Source organism: Fretibacter rubidus (assembly GCF_041429785.1).
GTDB classification, from domain to species: domain Bacteria; phylum Pseudomonadota; class Alphaproteobacteria; order Caulobacterales; family Maricaulaceae; genus Fretibacter; species Fretibacter rubidus.
In genome coordinates, this window is record NZ_CP163423.1 from 2,311,569 (window position 1) to 2,336,691 (window position 25,123).

The 25,123-nt window shown below is 52.2% G+C and carries 16 protein-coding genes; 4 read left to right on the top strand and 12 right to left on the bottom strand.

Features of this window, described 5'->3' with window-relative positions:
• Positions 1-33 precede the first annotated feature (33 nt).
• A complete protein-coding gene (locus AB6B37_RS10715) occupies positions 34-9,120 on the bottom strand; it encodes a peptidoglycan-binding protein (protein ID WP_371395782.1) in 9,087 nt (3,028 codons plus the stop codon).
• A 773-nt stretch (positions 9,121-9,893) separates the two neighbouring features.
• On the opposite strand from AB6B37_RS10715, the gene putA reads away from it, so the two are divergent.
• Positions 9,894-12,974 carry a bifunctional proline dehydrogenase/L-glutamate gamma-semialdehyde dehydrogenase PutA gene (gene putA / locus AB6B37_RS10720; protein ID WP_371395784.1) on the top strand — a complete coding sequence of 1,027 codons (3,081 nt, stop codon included), beginning with the start codon at positions 9,894-9,896 and terminating at the stop codon, positions 12,972-12,974.
• A 264-nt stretch (positions 12,975-13,238) separates the two neighbouring features.
• Positions 13,239-14,627 (top strand): VWA domain-containing protein, encoded by a 1,389-nt coding sequence (locus AB6B37_RS10725; RefSeq protein WP_371395785.1) that lies wholly within the window; start codon positions 13,239-13,241, stop codon positions 14,625-14,627.
• Between the two features lie 75 nt (positions 14,628-14,702).
• Here AB6B37_RS10725 and AB6B37_RS10730 read toward each other — a convergent pair whose 3' ends face one another.
• From AB6B37_RS10730 to gap, 5 genes are all read right to left on the bottom strand, one after another.
• Positions 14,703-15,263: an FKBP-type peptidyl-prolyl cis-trans isomerase gene (locus AB6B37_RS10730; RefSeq protein ID WP_371395787.1), complete on the bottom strand. Its 561-nt coding sequence runs from the start codon at positions 15,261-15,263 to the stop codon at positions 14,703-14,705.
• A 103-nt stretch (positions 15,264-15,366) separates the two neighbouring features.
• A complete protein-coding gene (locus tag AB6B37_RS10735) occupies positions 15,367-16,098 on the bottom strand; it encodes a 2OG-Fe(II) oxygenase family protein (protein ID WP_371395788.1) in 732 nt (243 codons plus the stop codon).
• A 17-nt stretch (positions 16,099-16,115) separates the two neighbouring features.
• Positions 16,116-17,150 carry a class I fructose-bisphosphate aldolase gene (locus tag AB6B37_RS10740; protein ID WP_371395789.1) on the bottom strand — a complete coding sequence of 345 codons (1,035 nt, stop codon included), beginning with the start codon at positions 17,148-17,150 and terminating at the stop codon, positions 16,116-16,118.
• 10 nt (positions 17,151-17,160) lie between these two features.
• Positions 17,161-18,345 (bottom strand): phosphoglycerate kinase, encoded by a 1,185-nt coding sequence (gene pgk, locus AB6B37_RS10745; protein ID WP_371395790.1) that lies wholly within the window; start codon positions 18,343-18,345, stop codon positions 17,161-17,163.
• A 22-nt stretch (positions 18,346-18,367) separates the two neighbouring features.
• On the bottom strand, positions 18,368-19,378 hold the full coding sequence (gene gap / locus AB6B37_RS10750) for a type I glyceraldehyde-3-phosphate dehydrogenase (RefSeq protein ID WP_371395791.1): 1,011 nt from the start codon (positions 19,376-19,378) through the stop codon (positions 18,368-18,370).
• A gap of 148 nt (positions 19,379-19,526) precedes the next feature.
• On the opposite strand from gap, the gene AB6B37_RS10755 reads away from it, so the two are divergent.
• Positions 19,527-19,832: a DUF4164 family protein gene (locus AB6B37_RS10755; protein ID WP_371395792.1), complete on the top strand. Its 306-nt coding sequence runs from the start codon at positions 19,527-19,529 to the stop codon at positions 19,830-19,832.
• The gene (locus AB6B37_RS10760) at positions 19,832-20,200 is read left to right on the top strand and encodes a cell division protein ZapA (protein ID WP_371395793.1); all 369 of its coding nucleotides are present in this window, start codon (positions 19,832-19,834) and stop codon (positions 20,198-20,200) included. Before AB6B37_RS10755 ends, AB6B37_RS10760 begins: the two co-directional genes overlap by 1 nt.
• Before the next feature lie 6 nt (positions 20,201-20,206).
• Here AB6B37_RS10760 and AB6B37_RS10765 read toward each other — a convergent pair whose 3' ends face one another.
• The 6 genes from AB6B37_RS10765 to AB6B37_RS10790 form a co-directional block, all read right to left on the bottom strand.
• Positions 20,207-21,478, bottom strand: a complete 1,272-nt coding sequence (locus AB6B37_RS10765; RefSeq protein WP_371395794.1) for an NADH:flavin oxidoreductase/NADH oxidase family protein — start codon at positions 21,476-21,478, stop codon at positions 20,207-20,209.
• An 8-nt stretch (positions 21,479-21,486) separates the two neighbouring features.
• Positions 21,487-22,545, bottom strand: coding sequence for an enoyl-CoA hydratase/isomerase family protein (locus AB6B37_RS10770; protein ID WP_371395795.1), 1,059 nt, complete (start codon positions 22,543-22,545; stop codon positions 21,487-21,489).
• A gap of 40 nt (positions 22,546-22,585) precedes the next feature.
• Positions 22,586-23,329 (bottom strand): N-acetylmuramoyl-L-alanine amidase, encoded by a 744-nt coding sequence (locus AB6B37_RS10775; RefSeq protein WP_371395796.1) that lies wholly within the window; start codon positions 23,327-23,329, stop codon positions 22,586-22,588.
• Positions 23,326-23,742, bottom strand: a complete 417-nt coding sequence (locus AB6B37_RS10780) for a DUF1801 domain-containing protein (RefSeq protein ID WP_371395797.1) — start codon at positions 23,740-23,742, stop codon at positions 23,326-23,328. Before AB6B37_RS10780 ends, AB6B37_RS10775 begins: the two co-directional genes overlap by 4 nt.
• Before the next feature lie 11 nt (positions 23,743-23,753).
• On the bottom strand, positions 23,754-24,629 hold the full coding sequence (locus tag AB6B37_RS10785; RefSeq protein WP_371395798.1) for a DMT family transporter: 876 nt from the start codon (positions 24,627-24,629) through the stop codon (positions 23,754-23,756).
• Positions 24,630-24,702: 73 nt separating this feature from the next.
• Positions 24,703-25,113, bottom strand: a complete 411-nt coding sequence (locus AB6B37_RS10790; RefSeq protein ID WP_371395800.1) for a hypothetical protein — start codon at positions 25,111-25,113, stop codon at positions 24,703-24,705.
• Between the last annotated feature and the right edge of the window lie 10 nt (positions 25,114-25,123).

A 25,123-nucleotide genomic window follows, 5' to 3' on the forward strand; every position in this document is an offset into this window, starting at 1 on the left:
TTTATGTGGGCTAAGCCCGCTTGTAAAAGCGACTTAGTTTTGCGGTGTCACGCGACCAATGATTTGGCCAGAGGCGTTCATGATGTTGCCTTGCGCATCGACACGACCAATGGTCACGCCGCGGCTATCAACAACTGTTCCGTCTGCACGGACGCTCATGCCGGACATGGAGCTTGAACCGGTCGATGTGACGCCTGTGCGAGCACCGCGGACGGCGCTACCAAAGACTTCACCAGAGGACGCGGCTGATCCGCCAGAGCTCATTGAGCCGCCTGACATTGAACCACCTGACATGGAACCGCCAGAGATCATGCCACCAGCAGAGCCAGTAGACAGACCGCGAAGGACGATAACACCCGCAGAGTTCACAACATTGCCGTTTCCGTCAAGCATACCCAGGACAGTGCCGGATGCATCCATGACTTGGCCCGTTGAGCTGATGGTGTAGCCAGCGGAAGATCCGCCGCCTGTGACCATGCCACCGGATGAGCCGCCAACGACTGTGCCTGAGCTAAAGCCCGTTGAGCCAGTTGTTGTTCCGCCAGATGTGAAGCCACCTGAGAACGTTCCGCCAGAGATAGCGCCGCCCGTACGAGACGTGCCGCCTACCATGGAGCGCCAATCGACACCCAAGGCATCCACTGTGCGTAGTGTCAGACCACCTGTGGACATACCGCGTCTACGCTGGAACTGCTCGACCGCTGCGTAAGTCTGCTGACCGAGGCGTCCATCGATGGAGCCTTGATAGAAGCCTTGCGTTTTCAGCGCACGTTGGATTGCAGAAATCACAGTGCTGTTTGCGTTCGCTTCACAGAGGACTTGACGCCACTCAGCTTTCTCAGCTGTGACCAGTGTGCGTTTCTCAATCGTGCCAAACTCGGCTGGGATTGCGATAGTCTCAGTGCGCGGTGCTTCCACCATACGCTGAACAGTCACAGTCTCGTAACGAGCCGGGATTTCACGACGGACAGTGCGCGGGGCACCATCAACAACACGACGGGTCACTTGCTTTGTAATCGCAGGGATTACGCGCTCAGTGGTTTGTGCCGGTGTACGGACCACACGACGTGTCACTTGCTTGGTCACCGCTGGGATAACACGCTGTTGCGTGCTGGCCGGTGTCGCGATGCGACGCTTGGTTTCCGTTCTTGTGACAGCCGGGATGACACGTTCTTGTGTCTGGGCCGGAGTGCGAACCACACGACGTGTGACCTGCTTTGTGACCGCTGGGATAACACGCTCTGTTGTGCGGGCCGGTGTCGCTACGACACGACGCGCTACATTACGTGTGACCGCTGGGATCACTTTTTCAACAGTCTGAGCCGGTGTGCGAACGACGCGACGTGCGACCTGCTTCGTGACGGCTGGGATAACCCGTTCTGTCACTTGTGCTGGTGTTTTCACGACCTGACGAGACACTTGCTTCGTTACCGCTGGGATAACGCGCTCTGTTGTCTGCGCTGGTGTGCGAACCACACGACGTGTCACTTGCTTGGTGACTGCTGGAATGACGCGCTCTTGCGTTTGAGCAGGGGTGCGAACCACACGACGTGTCATCTGCTTGGTCACCGCAGGAACAACGCGTTCCTGTGTTGATGCAGGCGTTTTGATAACGCGACGTGTTTCCATCTTAGTAACAGCCGGGATGACACGTTCAGTGACTTGCGCTGGCGTCTCGACGACACGGCGCGTGACTTGTTTCGTCACAGCCGGGATAGCCCGTTCCATCGTCCGTGCCGGTGTTTTCACAACGCGGCGGGCGACTTGCTTGGTTACCGCAGGGATAACACGCTCTGTCGTCTGAGCCGGTGTGCGAACAACGCGGCGCGTCACTTGCTTAGTCACCGCTGGGATGGCGCGCTCAACAGTGGCAGCCGGCGTTTTAATACGACGACGTGTCTCTGTTTTTGTGACAGCCGGAATGACACGCTCTTGTGTCTGGGCTGGCGTGCGAACCACACGGCGTGTGACTTGACGTGTGACGGCTGGAACGACCTTCTCGACAGTTTGCGCCGGTGTGCGAACCACACGACGTGTTTCCATACGCGTCACAGCCGGGATGACACGTTCTTGTGTCTGAGCTGGTGTGCGAACAACACGGCGGGTCATTTGCTTGGTCACCGCTGGGATAGCGCGCTCAACTGTAGCAGCTGGCGTTTTCACCACACGACGGGTTTCCATTTTTGTCACAGCAGGGATAACGCGTTCCTGTGTCCGTGCCGGTGTCTTAACGACGCGGCGAGATACAGTTTTCGTTACAGCCGGTGTTGCGCGCTCAATGGTCTGTGCCGGTGTCTTAACGACACGACGTGTTTCCATTTTCGTGACAGCCGGGATGGCACGCTCTTGTGTCTGGGCTGGTGTGCGAACAACGCGGCGCGTCACTTGCTTGGTCACCGCTGGGATAGCGCGCTCAACTGTAGCAGCTGGCGTGCGAACCACACGACGGGCTTCCATGCGGGTTACCGCTGGAATGACACGCTCTGAGACTTGCGCTGGCGTTTTAACAACGCGGCGGGTCACTTGCGCCGTCACCGCAGGAACAACACGTTCCTGTGTTTGGGCTGGCGTGCGAACCACGCGACGTGTTTCCATTTTCGTCACAGCCGGGATGACACGTTCTTGTGTCTGAGCGGGTGTACGAACAACACGGCGAGAGACTTGCTTGGTCACCGCAGGGATGACTTTTTCAACTGTACGAGCCGGTGTCTTGATGACGCGGCGTGTTTCCATCCGGGTTACGGCTGGGATCACTTTTTCCACAGTTGATGCAGGTGTCTTAACAACGCGGCGGCTAACTTGCTTGGTCACGGCAGGAACAACGCGTTCCACAGTGGCAGCAGGCTCGACGATACGACGACGTGTTTCAGTCTTCGTGATGGCTGGAATGACACGCTCTTGTGTTTGAGCGGGCGTACGAACAACACGACGTGTGACTTCTTTCGTCACAGCAGGTGTTGCGCGTTCCATGGTCCGTGCCGGTGTCTTAACGACGCGGCGCGTTTCCATTTTCGTTACAGCCGGAATGACACGCTCTGTCACTTGTGCTGGCGTTTTAACTACGCGGCGGGTCACTTGCTTGGTCACCGCAGGAACTGTGCGTTCTTGCGTAGAGGCAGGCGTACGAACCACACGGCGTGTTTCCATTTTCGTTACAGCCGGAATGACACGCTCTTGTGTCTGGGCTGGTGTACGAACAACGCGGCGCGTTACCTGTTTCGTCACGGCAGGAACAGTGCGTTCCATTGTACGAGCCGGCGTTTTAATAACGCGGCGGGTTTCTTGCTTTGTCACGGCCGGGATAACGCGCTCTGTGACTTGGGCCGGGGTGCGAACAACACGGCGGGTCACTTGCTTGGTTACCGCAGGAACGACCTGCTCAACGGTTGCAGCCGGTGTCTTAACGACGCGGCGGGTTTCCATTTTCGTCACAGCTGGAATGACACGCTCAGTAACCTGTGCTGGAGTGCGAACAACGCGGCGGGTCACTTGCTTGGTCACCGCAGGCACAGCGCGCTCAACAGTGCGGGCTGGTGTCTTCACGACGCGGCGTGTTTCCATTTTCGTCACAGCCGGAATAACGCGCTCTTGCGTTGTTGCCGGACGGTCAACCACACGACGTGTGACTTGCTCTGTGCGGGCTGGAATAACGCGCTCTTGTGTTGACGCTGGTGTCTTCACAACACGACGAGTTTCCATTTTTGTCACAGCTGGGATGACTTTTTCAACTGTTTGGGCCGGTGTGCGAACAACGCGGCGGCTAACAGTTTTTGTCACAGCTGGGACGACACGTTCTACAGTGGAGGCCGGCGTAGCAATACGACGACGGGTCTCTGTTTTCGTGACGGCTGGAATGACACGCTCTGTCACTTGCGCCGGCGTTTTCACAACACGGCGAGTAACAGTATCTGTGCGGGCCGGAATGACGCGCTCAACAGTGCGAGCCGGTGTCTTCACAACGCGGCGTGTTTCCTGGCGGGTGACCGCTGGGATAACGCGTTCTTGTGTCGATGCCGGACGATCAACAACGCGGCGTGTCACTGTTTCTGTGCGAGCCGGGATGGCGCGCTCAACAGTGCGAGCTGCATTTTTGATACGACGACGTGTTTCCGTTTTCGTCACAGCTGGAATGACGCGCTCTTGTGTCGTCGCAGGGCGATCCACAACGCGGCGTGTCACAGTGTCTGTGCGAGCTGGAATAGTGCGTTCCATTGTGCGGGCCGGTGTCTTCACAACACGACGAGTGACTTGTTTTGTAACCGCAGGAATGACGCGCTCAACAACTTGGGCTTCCTCAGCGACAACGCGCTTGGAGATTGACCCCATTTGCTGACCAAAGCGACCAGAGGCTGCCATAGCAGATCCGCCAGCGCGTGTGCCGTTACGGTCACCCGCAGCAGCCGCAGCCCGTGTTAAACCGTCACGGTCATCAAGATTGTCGCCATTGTTGTCGACAAAGCCTTTGATAACTCCGCCAAGGCGCGAACCGTTCAGACCCAAGTTACGGGCTTCAGTCATGCTCATCACGCGTGCTGGTGTCTTAACGACGCGGCGTGTGATGGTGTCAGTGATAGCGGCAACAGGGATTTCACGAACCGTAGCTTCGCGGTCAATAACGCGCTTGCTAATGGCTTTTGTTACAGCTGGGATTTGACGCTCGACTGTGCGGGCTGGTGTTTTCACAACGCGCTTCGTAATTGTCTTATACTGGGCTGGAACGATAACACGGCAAAGGATTTCACCTGTTTGCGTCACCATTGTTTGCGTCGATTCCACGACTTGCTCTGATACACCGTTAAAGACAGTGAACTGACCGCGTGTATTTGTGTTGATGCGGTTGCCAGCACCAAGCTCTGACGCGTTAAGCGCCTGTGTGCCTGGCTTCCACTCTTCACGCGCCGGAGAGATTAAAACGCGCTCTGAGCGAGTTTCGTATACGGCAGGGATTACGTCAATTTCGACGCGAGCCGGCTGCACAACGATCTGCTCCGTGACTGTGCGGTATGATGCCGGAACAGTCTCTAGGCGTGATGACGCTTCCTGAACAACGATAGTCTCTGTGACAGTTTCATATGTTGCTGGGATAACAACCAATTCATCGGCTGCATCTTGGGATACATAGCTTTCTGTTACAGTTTGGAACTTGGCAGGCACAGTGACATATTCAACCGTTTGCGGCTGAACAACCACTGTCTCTGTGACAGTTTCAAATTCTGCTGGGATTGTCACAAGCTCTGTTGTTGCTTCTTGAACAACCACAGTTTCGCTAACCGTTTTATACGTTGCTGGAACAACAACAAGCTCAGTTGATGCCTCTTGGACAACAACAGTTTCGTTGTAAGTTTCATACTCGGCAGGGACAGCGACCAGCTCTGTCGTCGCAGGCTGCACAACCACAGTCTCTGTGACTGTTTTGAACGTTGGCGGCACAGTGACAAGCTCTGTTGACGCTTCCTTCACGACAACGGTCTGTGACACTGTTTCGTATTCAGCAGGAATAGTCACAAGCTCTGTTGTGGCGTCTTGCACGACAACCGTTTCAGTCACCGTCTCAAATGTCGCCGGAATTGTCACAAGCTCTGTAGACGCTTCTTGGACAACAACAGTTTCGTTGTAAGTCTCGTATTTCGCTGGAACAGTAACGTATTCAACAGATTGCGGCTGAACCACGACTGTCTCTGTAACAGTTTCAAATACAGGCGGCACAGTGACCAATTCTGTCGTGGCTTCTTGAACCACAACTGGCTGCTGCACAGTCTCATATACGGCTGGTATAGTCACAAGCTCTGTTGACGCTTCTTGAACAACAACAGTTTCAGTTACTGTTCTGTAAGTTGCAGGAACAGTTACAAGCTCTGTCGACGCTTCTTGGACAACAATCGCTTCTTGAACTGTCTCGTATTCCGCCGGAATAGACACATATTCAACAGATGCAGGCTGCACCACAACAGTTTCCGTTACAGTCTCGAAGACTGGCGGGATTGTGACAAGCTCTGTCGATGCTTCTTGAACAACCACTGGCTCCTGAACCGTTTCATATGTTGCCGGAACAGAGGCATATGTCGTTGTCGCAGGCTGCACAACCACTGTCTCAGTGACTGTGTCAAACACAGCTGGAATTGTCACAAGCTCTGTTGTGGCTTCTTGAACAACAACTGTCTCGGTGACTGTTTCGTATTCAGCTGGGACAGATACATATTCTGTCGTTGCAGGCTGCACGACAACTGTTTCAGTCACAGTGTCAAACACTGGCGGAATTGTCACCAATTCTGTCGACGCTTCTTGAACAACCACTGGCTCTTGAACGGTCTCGTAGACAGCAGGAACAGAAACATAATCAACTGTTGCAGGCTGAACGACAACTGTTTCAGTCACGGTTTCAAACGTTGCTGGGATCGTGACAAGCTCTGTTGTCGCTTCTTGGACGACCATTGTTTCTTGAACAGTTTCGTATTCCGCAGGAATAGAAACATATTCAACACCAGCCGGCTGAACAACCACAGTTTCTGTGACGGTTTCAAAGACAGGCGGGATCGTCACAAGCTCTGTTGAGGCCTCTTGGACAACTACTGTGTCTGTGTAAGTCTCATATTTCGCAGGAACACTGACGTAATCCACTGTTTGCGGCTGCACGACGACTGTCTCTGTGACAGTCTCATATGTCGCTGGGATTGTCACCTGCTCAGTAGACGCTTCCTGAACCACGATAGGCTCTTGGATTGTCTCATATACTGGCGGGATAACTTCGTAAGTGACAGACTGCGGCTGGATAACAACAGTCTCATTGACTGTTTCAAACACTGGCGGGATTGTCACAAGCTCTGTTGACGCTTCTTGAACCACAACAGGCTCTTGAACTGTCTCAAACACAGCTGGAATTGTCACGTAATCAACAGTTTGCGGCGTCACCACAACAGTTTCAGTCACAGTTTCAAATGTTGCTGGGATCGTGACAAGCTCTGTCGTCGCTTCTTGAACCACAATTGGCTCTTCAACAGTTTCATAAACAGCAGGCACGGATACATATTCCACGCCAGCGGGCTGAACAACAACAGTCTCTGTTACTGTTTCAAACACTGGCGGGATTGTGACAAGCTCTGTCGACGCTTCCTGAACCACAACGGGCTCTTGAACCGTTTCAAACACAGCTGGCACAGTGACGTATTCAACGCCAGCAGGCTGCACAACAACAGTTTCTGTTACTGTCTCATAGGTTGCTGGGATTGTGACAAGTTCTGTTGACGCTTCTTGAACGACGATAGGCTCCTGCACAGTCTCAAACACAGCTGGAACAGACACATATTCAACACTAGCAGGCTGAACAACAACAGTCTCTGTGACTGTTTCAAAGACAGGCGGGATCGTCACAAGCTCTGTTGAGGCATCTTGAACAACGACAGCTTCCTCAACCGTTTCAAACACAGCTGGCACAACGGCATACTCAACCGTCTGAGGCGTCACAACGACAGTTTCCGTAACAGTGTCAAACACTGGCGGGATCGTCACAAGCTCTGTGGTGGCCTCTTGGACAACCATAGTCTCTTCGTAAGTTTCGTAAACAGCTGGAACGGAGACATACTCTACGCCAGCGGGCTGGACGACAACAGTTTCAGTCACTGTGTCAAACACAGGCGGTGTTGTCAGCAACTCTGTTGACGCGTCCTGAACAACGACGGTCTCGGTGACTGTTTCGTATTCAGCTGGGATAGTCACAAGCTCAACACCTGCGTCCTGAACAACAACAGTCTCAGTTACCGTGCTAAATTTCGCAGGGATTGTAACAAGCTCAGTTGTCGCTTCTTGAACAACGACAGGCTCTTGAATGGTCTCAAAAACAGCTGGGACTGTTACGTAATCAACAGATTGCGGCGTCACAACGACAGTTTCAGACACGGTCTCGAACACTGGCGGGATCGTCACAAGCTCTGTTGTGGCTTCCTGCACAACAACAGTTTCTGTCACAGTCTCAAACACTGGCGGGATCGTCACAAGCTCTGTTGACGCTTCTTGCGAAACAACAGTTTCTGTCACGGTCTCAAATGTCGCCGGAATTGTGACCAATTCTGTTGTGGCTTCTTGAACAACAACAGTCTCGTTAACCGTCTCAAAGACTGGCGGGACAGTTGTATATTCAACAGATTGCGGCTGAACAACAACAGTCTCATTCACAGTTTCATAAGTCGCTGGAATAGTCACAAGCTCTGTTGTCGCGTCTTGAACGACAACCGTTTCCGTCACTGTCTCAAACACTGGCGGGATTGTGACAAGCTCTGTCGTGGCCTCTTGCACAACGACAGTGTCTTCATATGTTTCATAGCGCGCAGGGACAGCAACGTATTCAACTGACTCAGGCTGAACAACAACAGTTTCAGTCACCGTCTCATATACTGGCGGGATAACCACCAATTCTGTTGACGCTTCTTGAACAACAACAGTTTCCGACACAGTGCGGAAGCTTGCTGCACCGCTATTGGATCCACCTGTGCGGTATGTATTCACAGCATTGCGTGAGATAACATTACCAGACGTTCCGACGATGCTGCCGTTACCATCTAGCATACCAATACGGTTGCCAGAGGCATTCATGACACTGCGATCAGAAGCAACGCGGTAGCTCGTAGAGCCAATCTCAAGCGTTGTCATCGCAGACCCTGTGCCGATAAGCGTTAGAGCGTCAACTGCGTTTGCTGCAATAACAGAACCATTATTAGCAACGATGTTCCCGCTGTTATCGACAGTGCCGATGCGCGAACCAGATGCGTTTGTGACATTACGAGAGGACGGGTCGATATTATATGTCGTTCCGTTCAGGGCAACTTGGATTTGGCCACGGCCGGGGGTAATTCCGCCGCCAGTCCCTGCACCCACTGTAACAAGCTCGAAGCTTGCTTCTTGAACAAGAACACGTTCTTGAACCGTTTCAAAGCGGCCCGGAATTTTCCGGATTTCTTCACCCGCTTGGCGAAGCACAACCTGCTCTGTTGATGTTTCATACTGCGCGGGAACAATAACCCGGGCAAAGCACTCGCCTGGCAGCGGATTACCAGGTGGCAATTCCTGCGCGATAGTCGGTGCAGCTAATACGACGGCCGATGCGGCCATTAGTAGAGTACGTTTCATTTCAAAAACCCCCAAACTCTCCAGTTACAATCATCTGCACAACGCAGATATCTCCAAACCTTAACATTCTGTAAGACAGAATGCTAGGCATTAGTTCCTTCTTAATACCTCAAGACGGAAATTCAATGACTATGTTATTCACAGGCGAGTTGACGTGTTAAAAGACGCCTTAGCCGCGTTAAATGCGGTATTACCCTATGATTAACCATAATCTCTCCTATCAGATCTGACATTGTGTATCAAATCCGGCCAAATTGGGGCGAAAATAATTTTCCTCCACAAATCCGACATAGACACAATCCTGTTTTGCGATTCGTCATTCGATTCGTCGCAGGACGGGACACGCCACTGCGTCCTGTCCTAACGCTGCTAACTGAATGCAATATGAATGCCTAAATTTGAGCCATGTAGCCGAACAGTCACGAAACCTGACTCCCCCAAATTCCTGTAAGTTTAATGAGGCATTTTCCAGCCTGTATATATAATGTCTTTTGGTGGGTGCTTTTTACCTTATTCGTGCGCCGTAAATGTGAGCGATAGAAAAACCAAGCGCACAGCAACGACACGAAGCCGCGCCACTGTAAAATAAGAGATTGGTCTTCAGGGTCAAAAACAAGGAATTCTCACCGTGCGATTCGCCACAATTCACTTAGGCAAGAACGTCTAATTAGTGCCCCTTGTTTGCAATATTTCACCCTAAGTTTTGCATGACGAGGCTAACACTTACGTTTTATAAGGCTAATGTGCGATTATCATTTTCGCGGGAGGTTTTGATGACTTGGGACAGCTTAGACCAACATAAATTCGCCGATGAAAACACGGCCGCTGCGGCGTTATACCCCCTAATAGCGGCAGATCAGGCCACTCAAGCGCGAATTGCAACAGACGCCATCGCAATCGTCAAACGCGCCCGCAAAGAGACCAAACGCAAAGGCCTTATGGAAACTTTCCTCGAAGAATTTGGATTATCCAATAAAGAAGGCTTGGCGTTGATGTGTCTCGCCGAATCGCTATTGCGCGTGCCCGATGCACGGACGGCAGACAAGCTGATTGCAGAGAAGATTAAGTCTGGCGAATGGACGTCGCATAAAGGTCAATCTGATAGCTGGCTGGTGAATGCCTCAACACTCGGATTGATGCTAACGGGTAAAATTGTTGACGTTGAGACGGATCTCCCCTCTGACCCGTCCAAATTTATGAAGACATTGACAGCCAAATCAGGTGCACCGTTTATCCGGGCGGCAATGATGCAGGCCATGCGCATTATGGGCGAGCAATTTGTCGTAGGGCGTACGATTTCAACAGCCATTAAACGCACGAAGGATTTGGGGTTGAAAGGCAAACCCGCCCTCGCCTCTTATGACATGTTAGGCGAAGGGGCCCGGACGCTGGCCGATGCTGAACGTTACTATCTGTCTTATGAACGCGCCATTCAAACACTGGCCAAAACCGATAAAAACATACCCCCCGAGGCCAAGCACGGCATATCCGTTAAGCTATCTGCTTTATATCCGAAGTATTTCGCGACCCATACGGACGATTCGTTGAATTATTTGTATCCGAAATTGTTTGTTTTGGCAAAAATCGCCGCAAATGCTAATATTCACCTCTGTTTGGATGCCGAAGAGGCAGACCGATTAGTCCTATCGCTAAAATTGCTTGATAAGCTTGCTCGCGAACCCGATCTGGCAGGATGGACGGGGCTTGGCCTCGCTGTACAAGCGTATCAGAAGCGCGCACCAGAGCTTATTGACCGCTTGATAGCGATGTCAGCAAAGACAAATACACGGCTGATGATACGGCTGGTTAAAGGTGCCTATTGGGATAGCGAGATTAAACACGCCCAAATTGAAAATACACCCGATTATCCCGTTTGGACGCGCAAATCGACGACGGATCTGTGTTATTTGGCCTGTGCGCGTAAGCTGCTAGATGCTGGCGACACAGTTTTTCCGCAATTTGCTACACATAATGCCCATACAGTCGCCGCCATTATCGATATGGCACCAGAGACGGCCAAATATGAGTTTCAACGCCTGCACGGCATGGGCGAGGCCCTTTATAGTGTTGTGCCGCAAATTCGTCCCGTACGTATCTATGCCCCTGTCGGCGCGCATGAAGACTTGTTGCCCTATCTGGTACGGCGGCTTTTGGAAAATGGGGCCAACACCTCCTTTGTTCACCGCTTTTTAGATGATGATGTCCCGGCAGAAGACGTCGCCCGCAGTCCGTTCAGCGCAGATGCGCCCACACGGCATCACCGCATAGCAAAACCTGTCGACATTTTTGGAGACCGCAAAAACGCAGACGGGCTGGACCTCTCCCAAATCGCGACGCAAACACGCCTAGAAGGCGTCATAAGGGCGCTAAAGCCCGTGACGGCAGTTCCCTGCACCGCGTCCAAAGTCGCCACACAGCCCCCGCAAAACTTCCTCTCGCCCGTTGACGCCGCCAAAGTGGGTCAAGCCACAGACATTAAACCAGAAGCCGCCAATGATATTGTCGCGACAGCCTTTAAAGCCTACCCCGCGTGGAACCGTCTAGGGGGTCATGTGCGCGCTGATATTTTGAACCGCCTCGCTAATCTTGTCGAAGATGAAATGGAGCATTTCATTGCCCTTATGGCGCGTGAGGCTGGCAAAACTATGGCCGATAGTATCGCCGAAGTCCGCGAAGCCGTGGACTTCTGCCGCTATTACGCCAACCACGCCAAAGACTATTTTGGCGATGCCAAAATTATGCCTGGCCCGGCGGGCGAAACCAATACACTGTCCATGATGGGTCGCGGCGTCTTTATTTGTATCAGCCCGTGGAATTTCCCGCTGGCCATTTATCTCGGCCAAATCGCGGCAGCTCTGGCGGCGGGCAATACAGTCGTGGCTAAACCCGCAGAGCAAACACCGCTGACGGCCTATGTCTGCGCGCAGTTAATCTATAAGGCAGGCGTCCCTAAGGAAGCCTTTCAAATGGTCACAGGCGACGGCGCAGTTGGCGGCGCACTGGTCGCGGCGCCGCATGTCGCAGGTGTGGTGTTCACAGGCTCCACAGAGGTCGCGCAGTTGATCAACGCCAATCTGGCGTCAAAGCCCGGGCCGTTTCCTGTCTTTATCGCGGAAACTGGCGGGCTGAACGGGATGTTCGTGGACACGACCGCACTGAAAGAACAAATTGTTGATGACGTTATTAGTTCAGCCTTTAACGCGGCGGGGCAGCGCTGTTCAGCCTTGCGTGTTTTATTCCTGCCTGAACAAACGGCGGATGATATCGTAAAAACGCTTAAAGGCGCGATGGATATGCTGACTATTGGTGATCCTGGCAAAATATCAACAGACATCGGCCCCGTCATTGATCACGCGGCTTTGGGCATGTTGCAAGACTATATCGGCACCTTACCCAAAAGTTTGCGTATTATCCATCAAGCGGACGTGCCGGACGGATATGAAGGCGGAACATTTATGCCGCCGACCCTAATACAAGCCGATAATCTGAATGATATTAATCACGAGGTTTTTGGCCCCGTTTTACATGTTGTTCGGTATAAGGACAAAGACCTGCCGCGATTGATGGCTGAATTTGCGTCAAAGGGCTACGGCCTGACGCTAGGTATCCATAGTCGGCTAGAAGGCTTTGCTCGCCGCGTTCAAGCCGCTGTGCCTGCAGGGAACATCTATATCAACCGCAACATCATTGGCGCCGTCGTCGGGGTTCAGCCCTTTGGCGGGCGCGGACTATCTGGCACGGGGCCCAAAGCGGGCGGGCCGTTATATGTCGCGCGTTTTGGTACAGAGGTAACCATATCTAATAATATAACCGCCCAAGGCGGTGACCCGGCGCTGCTTAACCTCGCCGATTAGCCGTCCCAATGTTGCACAAATAGCCACAATCTGCGCCGTTTTGGGGCAATAAGGTTAATTGTAGCCTTGCATGTTAACCGTGCGGCTTAACGCTTTACGCACCTTAAACCTTAGGAAAACACCAAGGTTTAACCTATAATTAACCATAAAATTCGTTCCCTGCGCGATTTTGGGGCAATTCCTCTCCCTTGGCAGGGGGTATGCAACATCTCCCTCATAACTGGCCCCACCTCCCACTGGGGTCGCCATGAAGGGATGTTAAGTATGACATTGACAACTTTGAAAAACCGCCTGACCCAAACTGCCGCTCGCTACAGCCGCGATACCAGTGGACAGTTTGGCATTATGTTCGCCGCGTCTATCATGATGTTGATTGGGGGGTTGGCCACAGCGATTGATTTATCATCGGCCTATGCCGCCAAGCAACGCTTGCAGGATACGACGGATCAAATCTCTTTATACGCTGCACGCCAGCAAATCACTGATGCGGGCGAGTTAACCCTCGCGGCGCAAGACTATATGGATTTAAACTATCCCGGTAGCAAAGGGAGCCGCATCAAGATCAATAGCGTCACCCGAACAGGCGACACAGTTACCGTTGATGCGACCAATACCATTGATACAGATTTCGCCCATATGATTGGCTATAAGACGTTAGATGTGCGGGCCAATTCATCGGCTACATTTGCCGAAAAAAGTATCGACATCGCCATGGTGCTGGACTCCACGGGATCTATGGCGGGCAGTAAAATGAAATCGCTAAAAACATCCGCATCTAACCTCATCGATACATTGGATGATTACGACACAGCCCAAGTGCGCGTCGCTGTTGTACCGTTTTCAAACTACGTCAATGTGGGGCTTAGCCGCCGTAACGCAAAATGGCTGTCGGTTCCCAAAGACGGCGTTGTGACATTGCCAGAGAAATGTGAGAAGCGCCGTGACGTGATTTCAAAAACAAATTGCCGCAAGGTCAAATCGACCTGCACCAATGACGGCGTCACCAGCACATGTTACAAAACAAAGTGCGATATCAAGCGTGGCCCTGAGTATGAGGTCTGTTTTAAACCCACATATACAGCCAAATGGCATGGGTGCGTCGGCTCTCGCAAAGAACCATTGAACGAACAGGCAGCCTATAAGGGTAAGAAAATCCCTGGCTTAATGGGCAATATTTGCGGCACAGAAATGCGTCCTCTAACGACAAATTTGAAAAAAGCTAAAGCCACGATTAAGGCTCTGGATGCTAAGGGCAATACCTATATGCCGTCTGGTCTGGCGTGGGGGTGGCGCACACTTAACGCTGATGTGCCGCTTACTGAGGCGGCCAAAGGCAAAGCCAAAGACGTCGAGAAAGTTATGATTTTAATGACAGATGGCGACAATACTAAGTCCAAAGGGGGCGACTGGCACGAGGTCAATAACGGCGTACAAGCCAATGCCGCAACTGCGCGCCTCTGCGAGAATGCTAAAAACGATAAAATCACAATCTATACAATCGCCTATGACATTTCAGATGCGGATACTCGCAGTCTTGTGAAATCATGTGCCAGCGCACCCGCGATGTATTTTGATGCCAAGAATGCAAGCGATTTGGACAAGGCGTTTAAAGAGATTGGTGATAGCCTATCAACCCTGCGCCTGACGAACTAGGCCTAGATTTAGCCATTAAAAAAGCGCCCTTCGCATCTCGCGAGGGGCGCTTTGGTTTGCGGTATTAGCTTAGGCTTATTTGACTTCTAGAAGCTGCACATGGAAAACCAAGGTCGCGCCGCCAGGAATGCCTGGACGACCGTTTGGACCGTAGGCCAAATCAGACGGGATATAAAATGTCCACGCATCACACGGACGCATCAGGCCAACGCCTTCTGTCCAACCGCTAATCACGCGGTTAAGCGGGAACTCTGTGGGCTGACCCCGGTCATAAGAGCTGTCAAATTTCGTTCCGTCGGGAAACACACCGTGGTAATTCACGCTGACTGTGTTGGTCGGCGCAGGTTGCGGGCCGTTGGCATTGCCAGATTTCACAACAGAATATTGAAGGCCAGACTCTGTTGTTGTGACACCGTCGCGTTCGGCGAGAACTGCATGAAACGCAGCTGACTGCGCATTATCATAGACAGGCAAATCAAGCGGGTATTCAGAGACATCGCTAATGATTTGATCCGCAGGGCATGTCGCAAGTGCCGCTTGTTCCAACGCAATACGCGCCTCTTTTTGCTCTGCGCTTTCGCAAGCCCCCAGCGCAACAGCGCCGATTAATAGCGCGCTTAGAAATGATTTTGTCATGACAGTCTCCAAAAAGTTTGACCGTTGCTACCCAAAGCGCCCTGCCCTGTAAAGAGCGCATTATGGCGTGTGGGTGAAAATTAGCGGCGGTTGAAACAAAGACTTACTTGGGATCGACGCGCAGCCATCCTGTGACACTGTAGCGACCAGCCCCCGCAAAATTTGTGACTTGGGTAACGACATGATCACGCGGGACCTTAAACAGCGATAAGTTGTTAAAGCTGGGCGTAAAGCCGCAGGTCACATCGCTTTTGTCGTCTAGAAACAAAAGCTGCCCGCCCCAATCAGAGCGCCAGTTTTTGGAAAACCCCATCACATAGGCAGCACGGCGCTCGGCAATATCACCTGTATCATCATGGGCATTGAGAAAATGTCCTGGTGCATAAAGTGTGGCTTGTCCGTCGATTTTAATCACGTCAGGCTCATCCGTAATGGCTTTGGTGAACGCTAGAAATTCAGGGCTATTAAGGAACTCTGTCAAGGCGTGTAACGGCCAATTAGGGTCATCGCCCGCCAATAATGCGTCAATCATCGGGTAACAGCTATAGAGATAAGCAAACCCCTCACGGGCTTGCCGCAATACCCCGTTAATCAAGCTTTGGCGGCTTTGCGGGGCCATAGCCTGCCACTCTTGCGGGCTGTAATAACGGTGCTTCCCAGCCTCGTCTGAATGCACGACGCGCCACGGTGTGCCGCGCAGAAGGACTTGGTAGATTGCCTCGGCCGTATCATCGGGAAACAGGCGTTCCACCCGCACCAAACCATCGCGCGCATAGTCCGCGCGCAAGGCGGCTATGTCGTGATCATCACGAAGCGCGAGGGTAAAATCCGTCAAAGCGTATCCTAGCTTGCTTAATCTTCTAGCGACGCGTCCCATTCCCCCTTGGACGCTAGACCGTTCATATGGGCGCGCTTGTAAAAGGCGGCTTGGGCCGCATCATAATTAGCGGTATCACCTTTCCACGCAAAAAGCGCGGATTGTTGCAAAGCACGGCCATAAGAATAGGTCAACTTCCACGGGAAACCGCCAATTTTATTCATCATATCTAAATGGGCTGTGGCATCAATATTGTCCTGACCACCTGATAAAAACGCGATGCCCGGCACGGCCGACGGCACGCAATTGGTTAGCACATGTAACGTCCGTTCAGCGACTTCCTCGACACTGGCCTGCACCATGCAGCGCTTTCCCGGAACAATCATATTAGGCTTTAATATGGTGCCCTCTAGCTCCACGCCTTGCTCCCAAAGCTCAATGTAAAGGGCTTTGAGGACATGCTCTGTGACGTCTTGGCAGGTTTGGATGCCGTGGAACCCACCCATGAGGATTTCAGGTTCAACGATTGGCACGATATTGGCTTCTTGGCAGAGCGCAGCATAGCGCGCCAGTGCATGTGTGTTTGCCTTAATTGCCCCCGCTGATGGCGTCACACCGTCGGCATAGCCGGGATGAGAGATTTCTATAACAGCCCGCCATTTGGCAAACCTTGCCCCTTGGGCATAATACTTTTTCAGACGGTCCCGTAGACCATCCAGACCTTCGGTAATTGTCTCTCCGGGGCGACCCGCAAGCGGTTTTGCGCCCATATCAACTTTGATACCCGGGATAGAGCCGTGACTTTTAATTAAGTCAACAAAAGATGTGCCGTCTTTGGCCGATTGATACAGCGTCTCTTCAAACAAGATAACGCCAGACACATGGTCTTGCATGGCTTTGTCTGTGCGAAATAACATTTCGCGCCAATCACGGCGGTTCGTCTCATTATTGTCTGTGTTGATACTATCAAAGCGTTTGCCGATTGTACCTGTGCTTTCATCCGCCGCTAGCAAACCTTTGCCAGGCGTGACCATTTTAATCGCAACCGCATTTAATTGTTCGAGGTTCATGAGAGTCTCCTTAAGACTTTTTCAGAATTTCCACACCCGGAAGGGCTTTGCCTTCCATCCATTCAAGAAACGCGCCGCCAGCGGTTGATATGAATGTAAAATCATCGGCCACGCCCGCTTGGTTTAACGCAGCCACCGTATCGCCGCCGCCTGCCACAGCAATAAGACCGTTTTCTTTAACGCGTTTGGCCGCATATTTCGCGGCTTCAACGGTCGATGTATCAAAGGGCGTCATTTCAAAGGCGCCGAGCGGCCCGTTCCAAATCAATGTCTTTGCCCGGTCCATCGCATCAAGCAGCGCTTCGACCGTTTCTGGCCCAGCATCGAGTATCATCTCATTATCTTTGACGTTATCAAGACCAACCACGCGGTGCTCTGCATTGGCTTTAAACTCTGTTGCTGCTACGCCGTCTATGGGCAGGATTATCTGGCAGTTTTCAGCCTTGGCCGTCGCCATAATATCCAGCGCAGTTTGTTTATAGTCTGGCTCGTGTAATGATTTTCCAACGCCGTGACCGCCCGCATATAAAAACGTATTGGCCATGCCACCTGTAATCGCGAGAATATCCAAGCGTTTGACCAGATTGGATAATAAATCAATTTTGGTCGATACTTTCGCCCCGCCAACAACGGCCATAACGGGGGCTTTGGGATGATCAAGCGCTTGCGAGATATGGTCAATCTCGCGCTCCATGGCCAGACCTGCATAGGCTGGGATGTAATCCGCAATCACCGCACTGGTCGCGTGACGGCGATGGGCCACCGAAAACGCGTCCATAACAAAGATATCACCAAGTTCGGCGTAGCGTTTGGCAAGCTCTGCATCACCTGCCTCTTCGCCTTTGTCAAAGCGCGTGTTCTCCAACAGCAACACTTCGCCCGCATCCATACTATCGATAAGGACGGGCGTGATTGCATCGGAAAAGGCGACCGTACATTCAAGCGCTTCGACCAATGGCTCTACGACAAAACTCAAAGACATGTCTGCCACGACTTCGCCGTTCGGGCGACCAAAATGAGACAATAAGACGACCTTGGCTCCGCCCTCGCGCAGCGCCTTAATGGTCGGCAGGGCCGATTGAAGGCGCGTATCGTCCGTAATCTTGCCGTCTTTGTCACGCGGGAGATTAAAATCCACGCGAACAATCGCGGTTTTGCCTTTGAGTTTGGCGTCTTCTAAGCGTCTGAATTTCATATCTTTATGATCCTATTGCGTTTTAAGCCTGAGTTTGGCCCATGATGCGGACCATATCAATCATACGGTTAGCAAATCCCCATTCATTATCATACCACGCAATCACTTTTACCAAGTCACCGTCCATAGCCTTTGTGAGCGGGGCAGCAAAAATTGCACTATGCGGGTCATGGTTCATGTCAGACGACACAAGCTGTTCGTCTGTGTAACGAATAATATCCTTCATGTCGCCCGCGCTGGCGGCTTTCATGGCGGCATTAATAGCTTCTGCTGACGCCTTGCGTTCTGGCTGCACGATAAGCTCGCACATAGAGACGTTGGCGGTAGGCACACGCACAGCAGACCCCGAGAGCTTCCCGTGGACTTCTGGAATAACTAGGCCAACGGCCTTGGCCGCGCCCGTTGATGTTGGGATCATATTCAGCGCCGCCGCCCGCGCGCGGTAAAGGTCTTTGTGTGAATTATCTAAAATACGTTGGTCTTGCGTATAACTGTGAACGGTCGTCATAAATCCGCGCTGAATGCCAATAACATCAAGCAGAACTTTGACGACGGGTGCCAAGCAATTTGTTGTGCAAGACGCGCAGGACACAACGGTGTCATCATGGGTCAAGTCACCCTCGTTAACCCCATAAACAATTGTCTTATCAACACCGTCTGCTGGAGCTGATATCAGAACTTTCTTTGCCCCCGCTTTAAAATGCGGCTGCACCGTTTCTTTGGACCGGAACACGCCTGTGCATTCCATGACGATGTCAACGCCGACCGCGGCCCAATCGATCTTTGAGGGGTCGCGTTCATGGGTCATACGGACCGGACCGCGCCCGAAATCAATAAATCCGTCGCTCTCTGTGACGGTGCCTTGGAAATTGCCATGAACACTATCGTAGCGCAAAAGATGGGCGGATGTCGCGGCGGCACCTGGCGAATTAATCGCGACCAAGTCTATATCTGTGATGTCGTATTCCGATAACGCCCTAGCAACCAAGCGGCCTATCCTGCCAAAACCATTAATAGCAATTTTTACAGACATATGCAGTCTCCAAATATGTGCCTAATGCGACCCTGTTTAGACCCGCTGGCAATGACAACAGGCCCCGCGTAAGTCAACAGGTTAGGGGTTGGAAAAGTGCAATAATTGCGCCATTGTGGCTAAATAATTTGAAGATTCGGAAGATACTATGAATGACAGCGTTGACATCAAGACAGCCGCCGATCGGCTTCAATCAGCGCTTAAATCGTTAGAGGGTGAACTAAGCCCCCTTTTGGATAAAGTGAGCAAATTAGAACGAATCGCTAGGGAAGCAGAAAGCTTTGAAACTGACCGCGCGGCGCTTGCAAGCTCGCTCGACCAAGCGAAATCTCGAGAGGCTGAATTTACAGCGCGCGAAGCAGAGTTTACCAAGCTGGCCGATGCCACCACACAAGAGCTTGATACCGTTATCAGACAAGTGCAAAAAGCGCTCGCGAAAGACGGAGACGCGTAATGGCCAAAGTCAGTATTGATATCAATGGCCGCAAATACGCTTTGGGATGTGATGACGGCGAAGAAGACCGTTTGATGCGCCTTGGGCAAAAATTAGACGAGCGCGTCAAAATGCTTGCCAATCAATTTGGGCAAATTGGTGATCTGCGTTTGCTTGTGATGGCTGGTATTACGCTCTCGGATGAACTTGACGAAGTCACAGGTAATATATCGGGCGAAGCGGAAAAAATGACGGCACAAATGCGCAAAGACAGCGAAGCCGCGCTAGCAGCTGCCAAATCGTCAGAATATGAAGCGACGGACAGCCTGATTAAAGCGGCAGAGCGGATTGAGCTTTTAGCCGCACGATTGGCCGATAAAAAAGACTAAATTTGCTTAGTTACGCGCGGCCAACCACGCCTTATAGCGCTTTGTTAAACGGCTAATCCGTATTCTATCCCCAATAATTGCCAGCAATGCATTGACGTTAGGTTTGACTGACTTGCCCGCACCCAAACGGTCCAATTGCACTTTGGTCATCGCCATAGTGCCCAGTGCCCGCAGCAGCTTCATTTTAAATTTTCCCGTTGGAATGGTAATATTGAGATTTTCGCCAGCCTTCCAATCGCGCGGTAGATGCGGGGCATAGGCAAAGGCGCGGGCCAAACCGATAATATCAACACCGCCAGCCTCAAGCGCGGCTTGGGCTGTCTCGAACTTTGTCACGCCGCCCGTCACCATAATCGGCATATCGGCGACGGTCGCGATGTCTTGGGCAAAGCCAATGAAATACATTTCCCGCAAGGCGGTCGAACTTTGCGCAGCCTGTCCGCCGTCATCATCGGCCATGCCCATCATCGCTGCACTTTCATAGCTGCCGCCTGATAACTCTATAAAATCCAATCCCGTCGCATTGAGCATTTGTACAACGCGCTTCGCGTCCGCCACATCAAAGCCGCCCTTTTGGAAATCCGCAGAATTAAGCTTAACCGCGACACCAAAGCCTTTGGACACCCGCGCGCGGATCGCGCTTACAATATCGAGTAACACCCTTGCACGGCTTTCCAACGAGCCGCCATATTCATCATCACGAAGGTTAGTCAGGGGCGACAAAAATTGCGCAACCAAATATCCATGAGCGGCGTGAATTTGCACGCCGTCAAAGCCGCATTGCTCCGCCGCGACAGCTGTATCCGCAAAGCGCGTGACCATGGCGCGGACTTCATCACCACTCAGCGCGCGCGCCGTATCAAACATTTTTTCCGCCCCTGCCATACTGACTTTGGTGGCGGAGGCTGATACCGCTTCTGTGCCTTGGGATTTATAGACTTGACGGCCTGGATGACTAATTTGCATCCAAAGTTTTGAGCCGCCAGCTTTGCCCGCCTCTGCCCAGCGCTTAAACTGAGCAAGGACGGCGTCGTCCGACACTGTATCTTTTTCCAGCACGACACCGCCTGGCCCTGTCAAAGCACGCGCGTCGACCATCACATTACCCGTCAAGACGAGGCCAGGTGAGCCTTCGGCCCATGCCCCGTAAAGACGCCGTAGATCTTCGCCTGGGACTTGGCCGTCATCGGCCATGTTTTCTTCCATAGCCGCCTTACACAGACGGTTAGGCAGGACTTGGCCACACGGTAGCGTCAGTGGGGAGAACATATCGGTCATGGCGAGCCTTAGTTTAAAAATTCAAGAGGGGTCGCGCCGCTAGAAGCGAGAACGCGTTTAATCTGGTCAACTGTGACGCCATCAACACTATCGTGGCTCCATTTCGGATTGCGGTCTTTATCAATTAATTGCGCGCGGATGCCTTCATAAAAATCTTGGGTCTTGAGAAAATTAAGGGATAAATCTAGCTCCGCCGCCATAGCGGTTCGGAAATCCAAAGCTGCACCGCGCTTTATCGCTTCAAATGTCACAGCCATAGCGAGCGGGCTTTTGGCACGAATGCTGGCGGCCTGTTTGCTCGCCCAGACATTTTCTGTCGCGCCGCTCATCCCGTCAAGTGCGCGCAGGATTGACGGCACGTCAGGCTCATTAAAGGCCGCAATCGCAGCGGGAATATCCGCGTCCATGGGGCCTGCTTCGTGAAATTGATTGATGACCGCGACGACGGCCTTATCGCTGCCGTCTAATGCCGCTTCGCCTAGCGCTTCTCTCAAAGCTGCGTGTTTCTCTGACGGCACATAGCCGTTTGCGACACCGATAGACACGGCCTCTGCGGTCTTAAGGCGCGCGCCTGTTAGGCCCAACCACTGCCCAATATCAAGACCAAGACGCGGCAGAAAATAAGTGCCCCCCACATCAGGGAAATAACCAATGCCTGTCTCTGGCATGGCAAAGACGGTTTTATCGCCCGCAATGCGGTGCGCGCCGTGGACAGACAAACCAACGCCGCCGCCCATGACAAAACCGTCAATCAGCGTGATATAGGGCTTGGAATAGCGGTGAATAAGCTCATTTAGCGCATATTCTGTGCGCCAGAACATTTCCGCACGCCTGTCACCCGCCTTGCCGCTATCATGGAGTAAGATCACATCACCGCCCGCGCAAAAGGCACGCTCACCTGCCCCATCAATCAGAACAGCACCAATGCTGTCATCACGCTCCCATTCCACTAAGAGCCGAGTGATTTCTTCGCACATATCTAGTGTTAACGCGTTCAAAGCCTGAGGACGATTCAGCGTAATATGGCCGAGATTACCCGTCACGCGGCTAATGATTTGATCTGTCATAAGAGGTCCTTATTCAGCGCGTTAATGCCCGGTCGTAAGCTTAGGCTATGCTGTTCAATTCGACGAGCGCTTTGATAATATCCATGGTTTGCATATCAATGATACCGTCAATGTGATCCGGGCGATAACGGCGTTGAAGCGCCTTGATAATATCTTGCGTCTCTGTGTCCAAAATACCGCTGACCCGTGCGCCATAACCGATATGGGCGAGGCCGCGCTGCGCAATCGCGACACCACGGTCGCGTTGGTCAGGTCCAAACAATAGGCGGTTATCAGTCTCAATCCCTTTTGGCCAAAGCCCAATGCCTGCGGCGGCAAGGCCCGCCCACGGAAAATGCTCGCCAGGGTCTTTTTTACGCGCAGGCGCTATATCACTGTGGCCCACCACGTTACGCGCGGGAATATTGTGACGGGTCATCACCGCCTTTGAGAGCGCTATTACCGCATTGATTTGCATATCAGGATAAGCGGGCAGCCCCCCATCCGCGTCTCGCCAATCATGGCCACCATTGACAATCTCTATACCGACGGAGGCGGAATTAAGGTCGGTTATACCCGCCCATTCCGACACACCCGCATGCCATGCACGGCTATCCTCACCTACCATCTGAAAAACGCGCCCGTCAGTTTCCACCAGATAATGCGCACTGACTTTGGCCGCAGGGTCACAAAGCCGTTCCAACGCAGCCGCCCCCGTTTCCATGCCCGTGTAATGCAGCACGAGAACGCGCACGGGCGATTTGCGCTCATCAAAATTTGGCGACGGAGATTGCGTTATCATCATAGCGGATACTTTTCTTCCATAAGCGCCAAGCCTTTGACCAACATCTCGCGCAGGACATCGCTGTCAACATCTGACAAGCGTTTGATATAAAGGCAGGATTTGCCTTTGCTATGCTTACCTAGGCGCGACAATTCATCATCAAAATCCTGATAGCCCGGCATGATGTAAATGCTAATATTTTTGGCGCGTGAACTATAGCCTATCCGAAAAAAATCGCCTTCTCGGCCACTCTCATATTTGTAATGATAATCACCAAAACCCACAATTGACGGCCCCCACATTTTGGGCGACCACCCTGTCACATCACGCATCATTTCATTGATCGCCGCGATATCCGCGCGGCGCGCTGCAGGCTCTATGGCGTCTATATAATCTTGAACGGGCTGTTCCGTCTTTTGCGTTTTATTTGCCATAGTGCGCCCCTTTAATCTTCTGGTATTATGACAATTGTCTGCTTACGCGCGATATATAGCACACAGGGCAGAATTAGCACGGCCCCCAAGAGGTAACGTAGATAAATTTGTTCTTTCAAAAAAACGACGCCTAAGATGCAAGCAAAGACCGTCGTCATTAACGTCAGTGGCACGATTTGGGATATGTCATAAGCCCGCACGAGGCGGAAATATTGCCCGTGGGCCAAGATGGTCACGCAAATAGCGGCATAGCCTGCCGCAATTAATAACGGCCCTTTGGCCTCTGCCCAAATCTGTGCGTGCCCAGCCTCAAACACCAAGGACGCAGGCGCCATGACAATCAGCACAACAAGGGCCATCCACGTCACATATTGTTTCCAATCAACATTGCCTACACGCTTCATGACCACGGATCCCACAGCCAGTGCAAAATAAGCCGCGATAATATATATAAGCCCAATATCAAAACGCAGCGCGCCCGGTTCATAGACCATAATCACGACTCCGATAATCGCACCGATAATGGCAAGACTTCGCCGCCAGCCGACCCGTTCGCCTAAAAAGGCAACGGATAACAGCGTCGCAAAGGGGATAAGGATTTGAGAGATGATTGAACTGCCCGATGCAGAAGCGGTTTGCAGGCCCGTATATAGAAATCCCAAGTGAATAGGACCAACACAGGCGCATACGATTAATAATAGTCCCACTTTTTCAGGGCGCGTTTGAAATAACACCCAACCCATTAGCAACAGAACCAGGATAGCCCGAATTGCCGCCAGCATAAAAGGCGGCACGGGGTAATTACCAAGCGCCCAAGCGCTGACCACAAAATTGCCGCCCCAAGCGAGGCAACAAGCCATCATGATGAAAAAATCGGTAAGTTTCATGACAAGGCTGTAGCGAAGGCCGCAATCGCTGCCAAGCCTTTAGACATTTAATGGCTAAGAAAGACGCGCACGCCTAGTCGTCGACAGACCACCCTTGCGGTGTTTTATGGGCATCGATGATAGGGCCGTCACGATCACTATCAGCAGAGCGGAACGCTGTTTGACCCGTTTGTGCGCGCATTTGCGCTTCCATATCGCGTCTTGCGGCCTCAAATGTTGCCTTTGGCCCAAAGGGGCGACCGAATAATTTGGCTCGTGTCCAGAAAAACGCAAAGACCAGCGCGCCGACAATAGCAATGCCTGCCACGACGAAAAAAGCAAAGGCGGCTGAGAAGGCCAGAACAAAAAAGCCAGCCACAGCAGCAGCAGCCACAAAGAGCCCCCGCATAATATTGGTCATGAGGCTGTTGCGGCCTGCGATATTATAAGTTCCTGTCATAGGATTAAAATCGGGGTGAAAGGCCCAAAGGTCAAGAGGCATCATCCCGTAATGA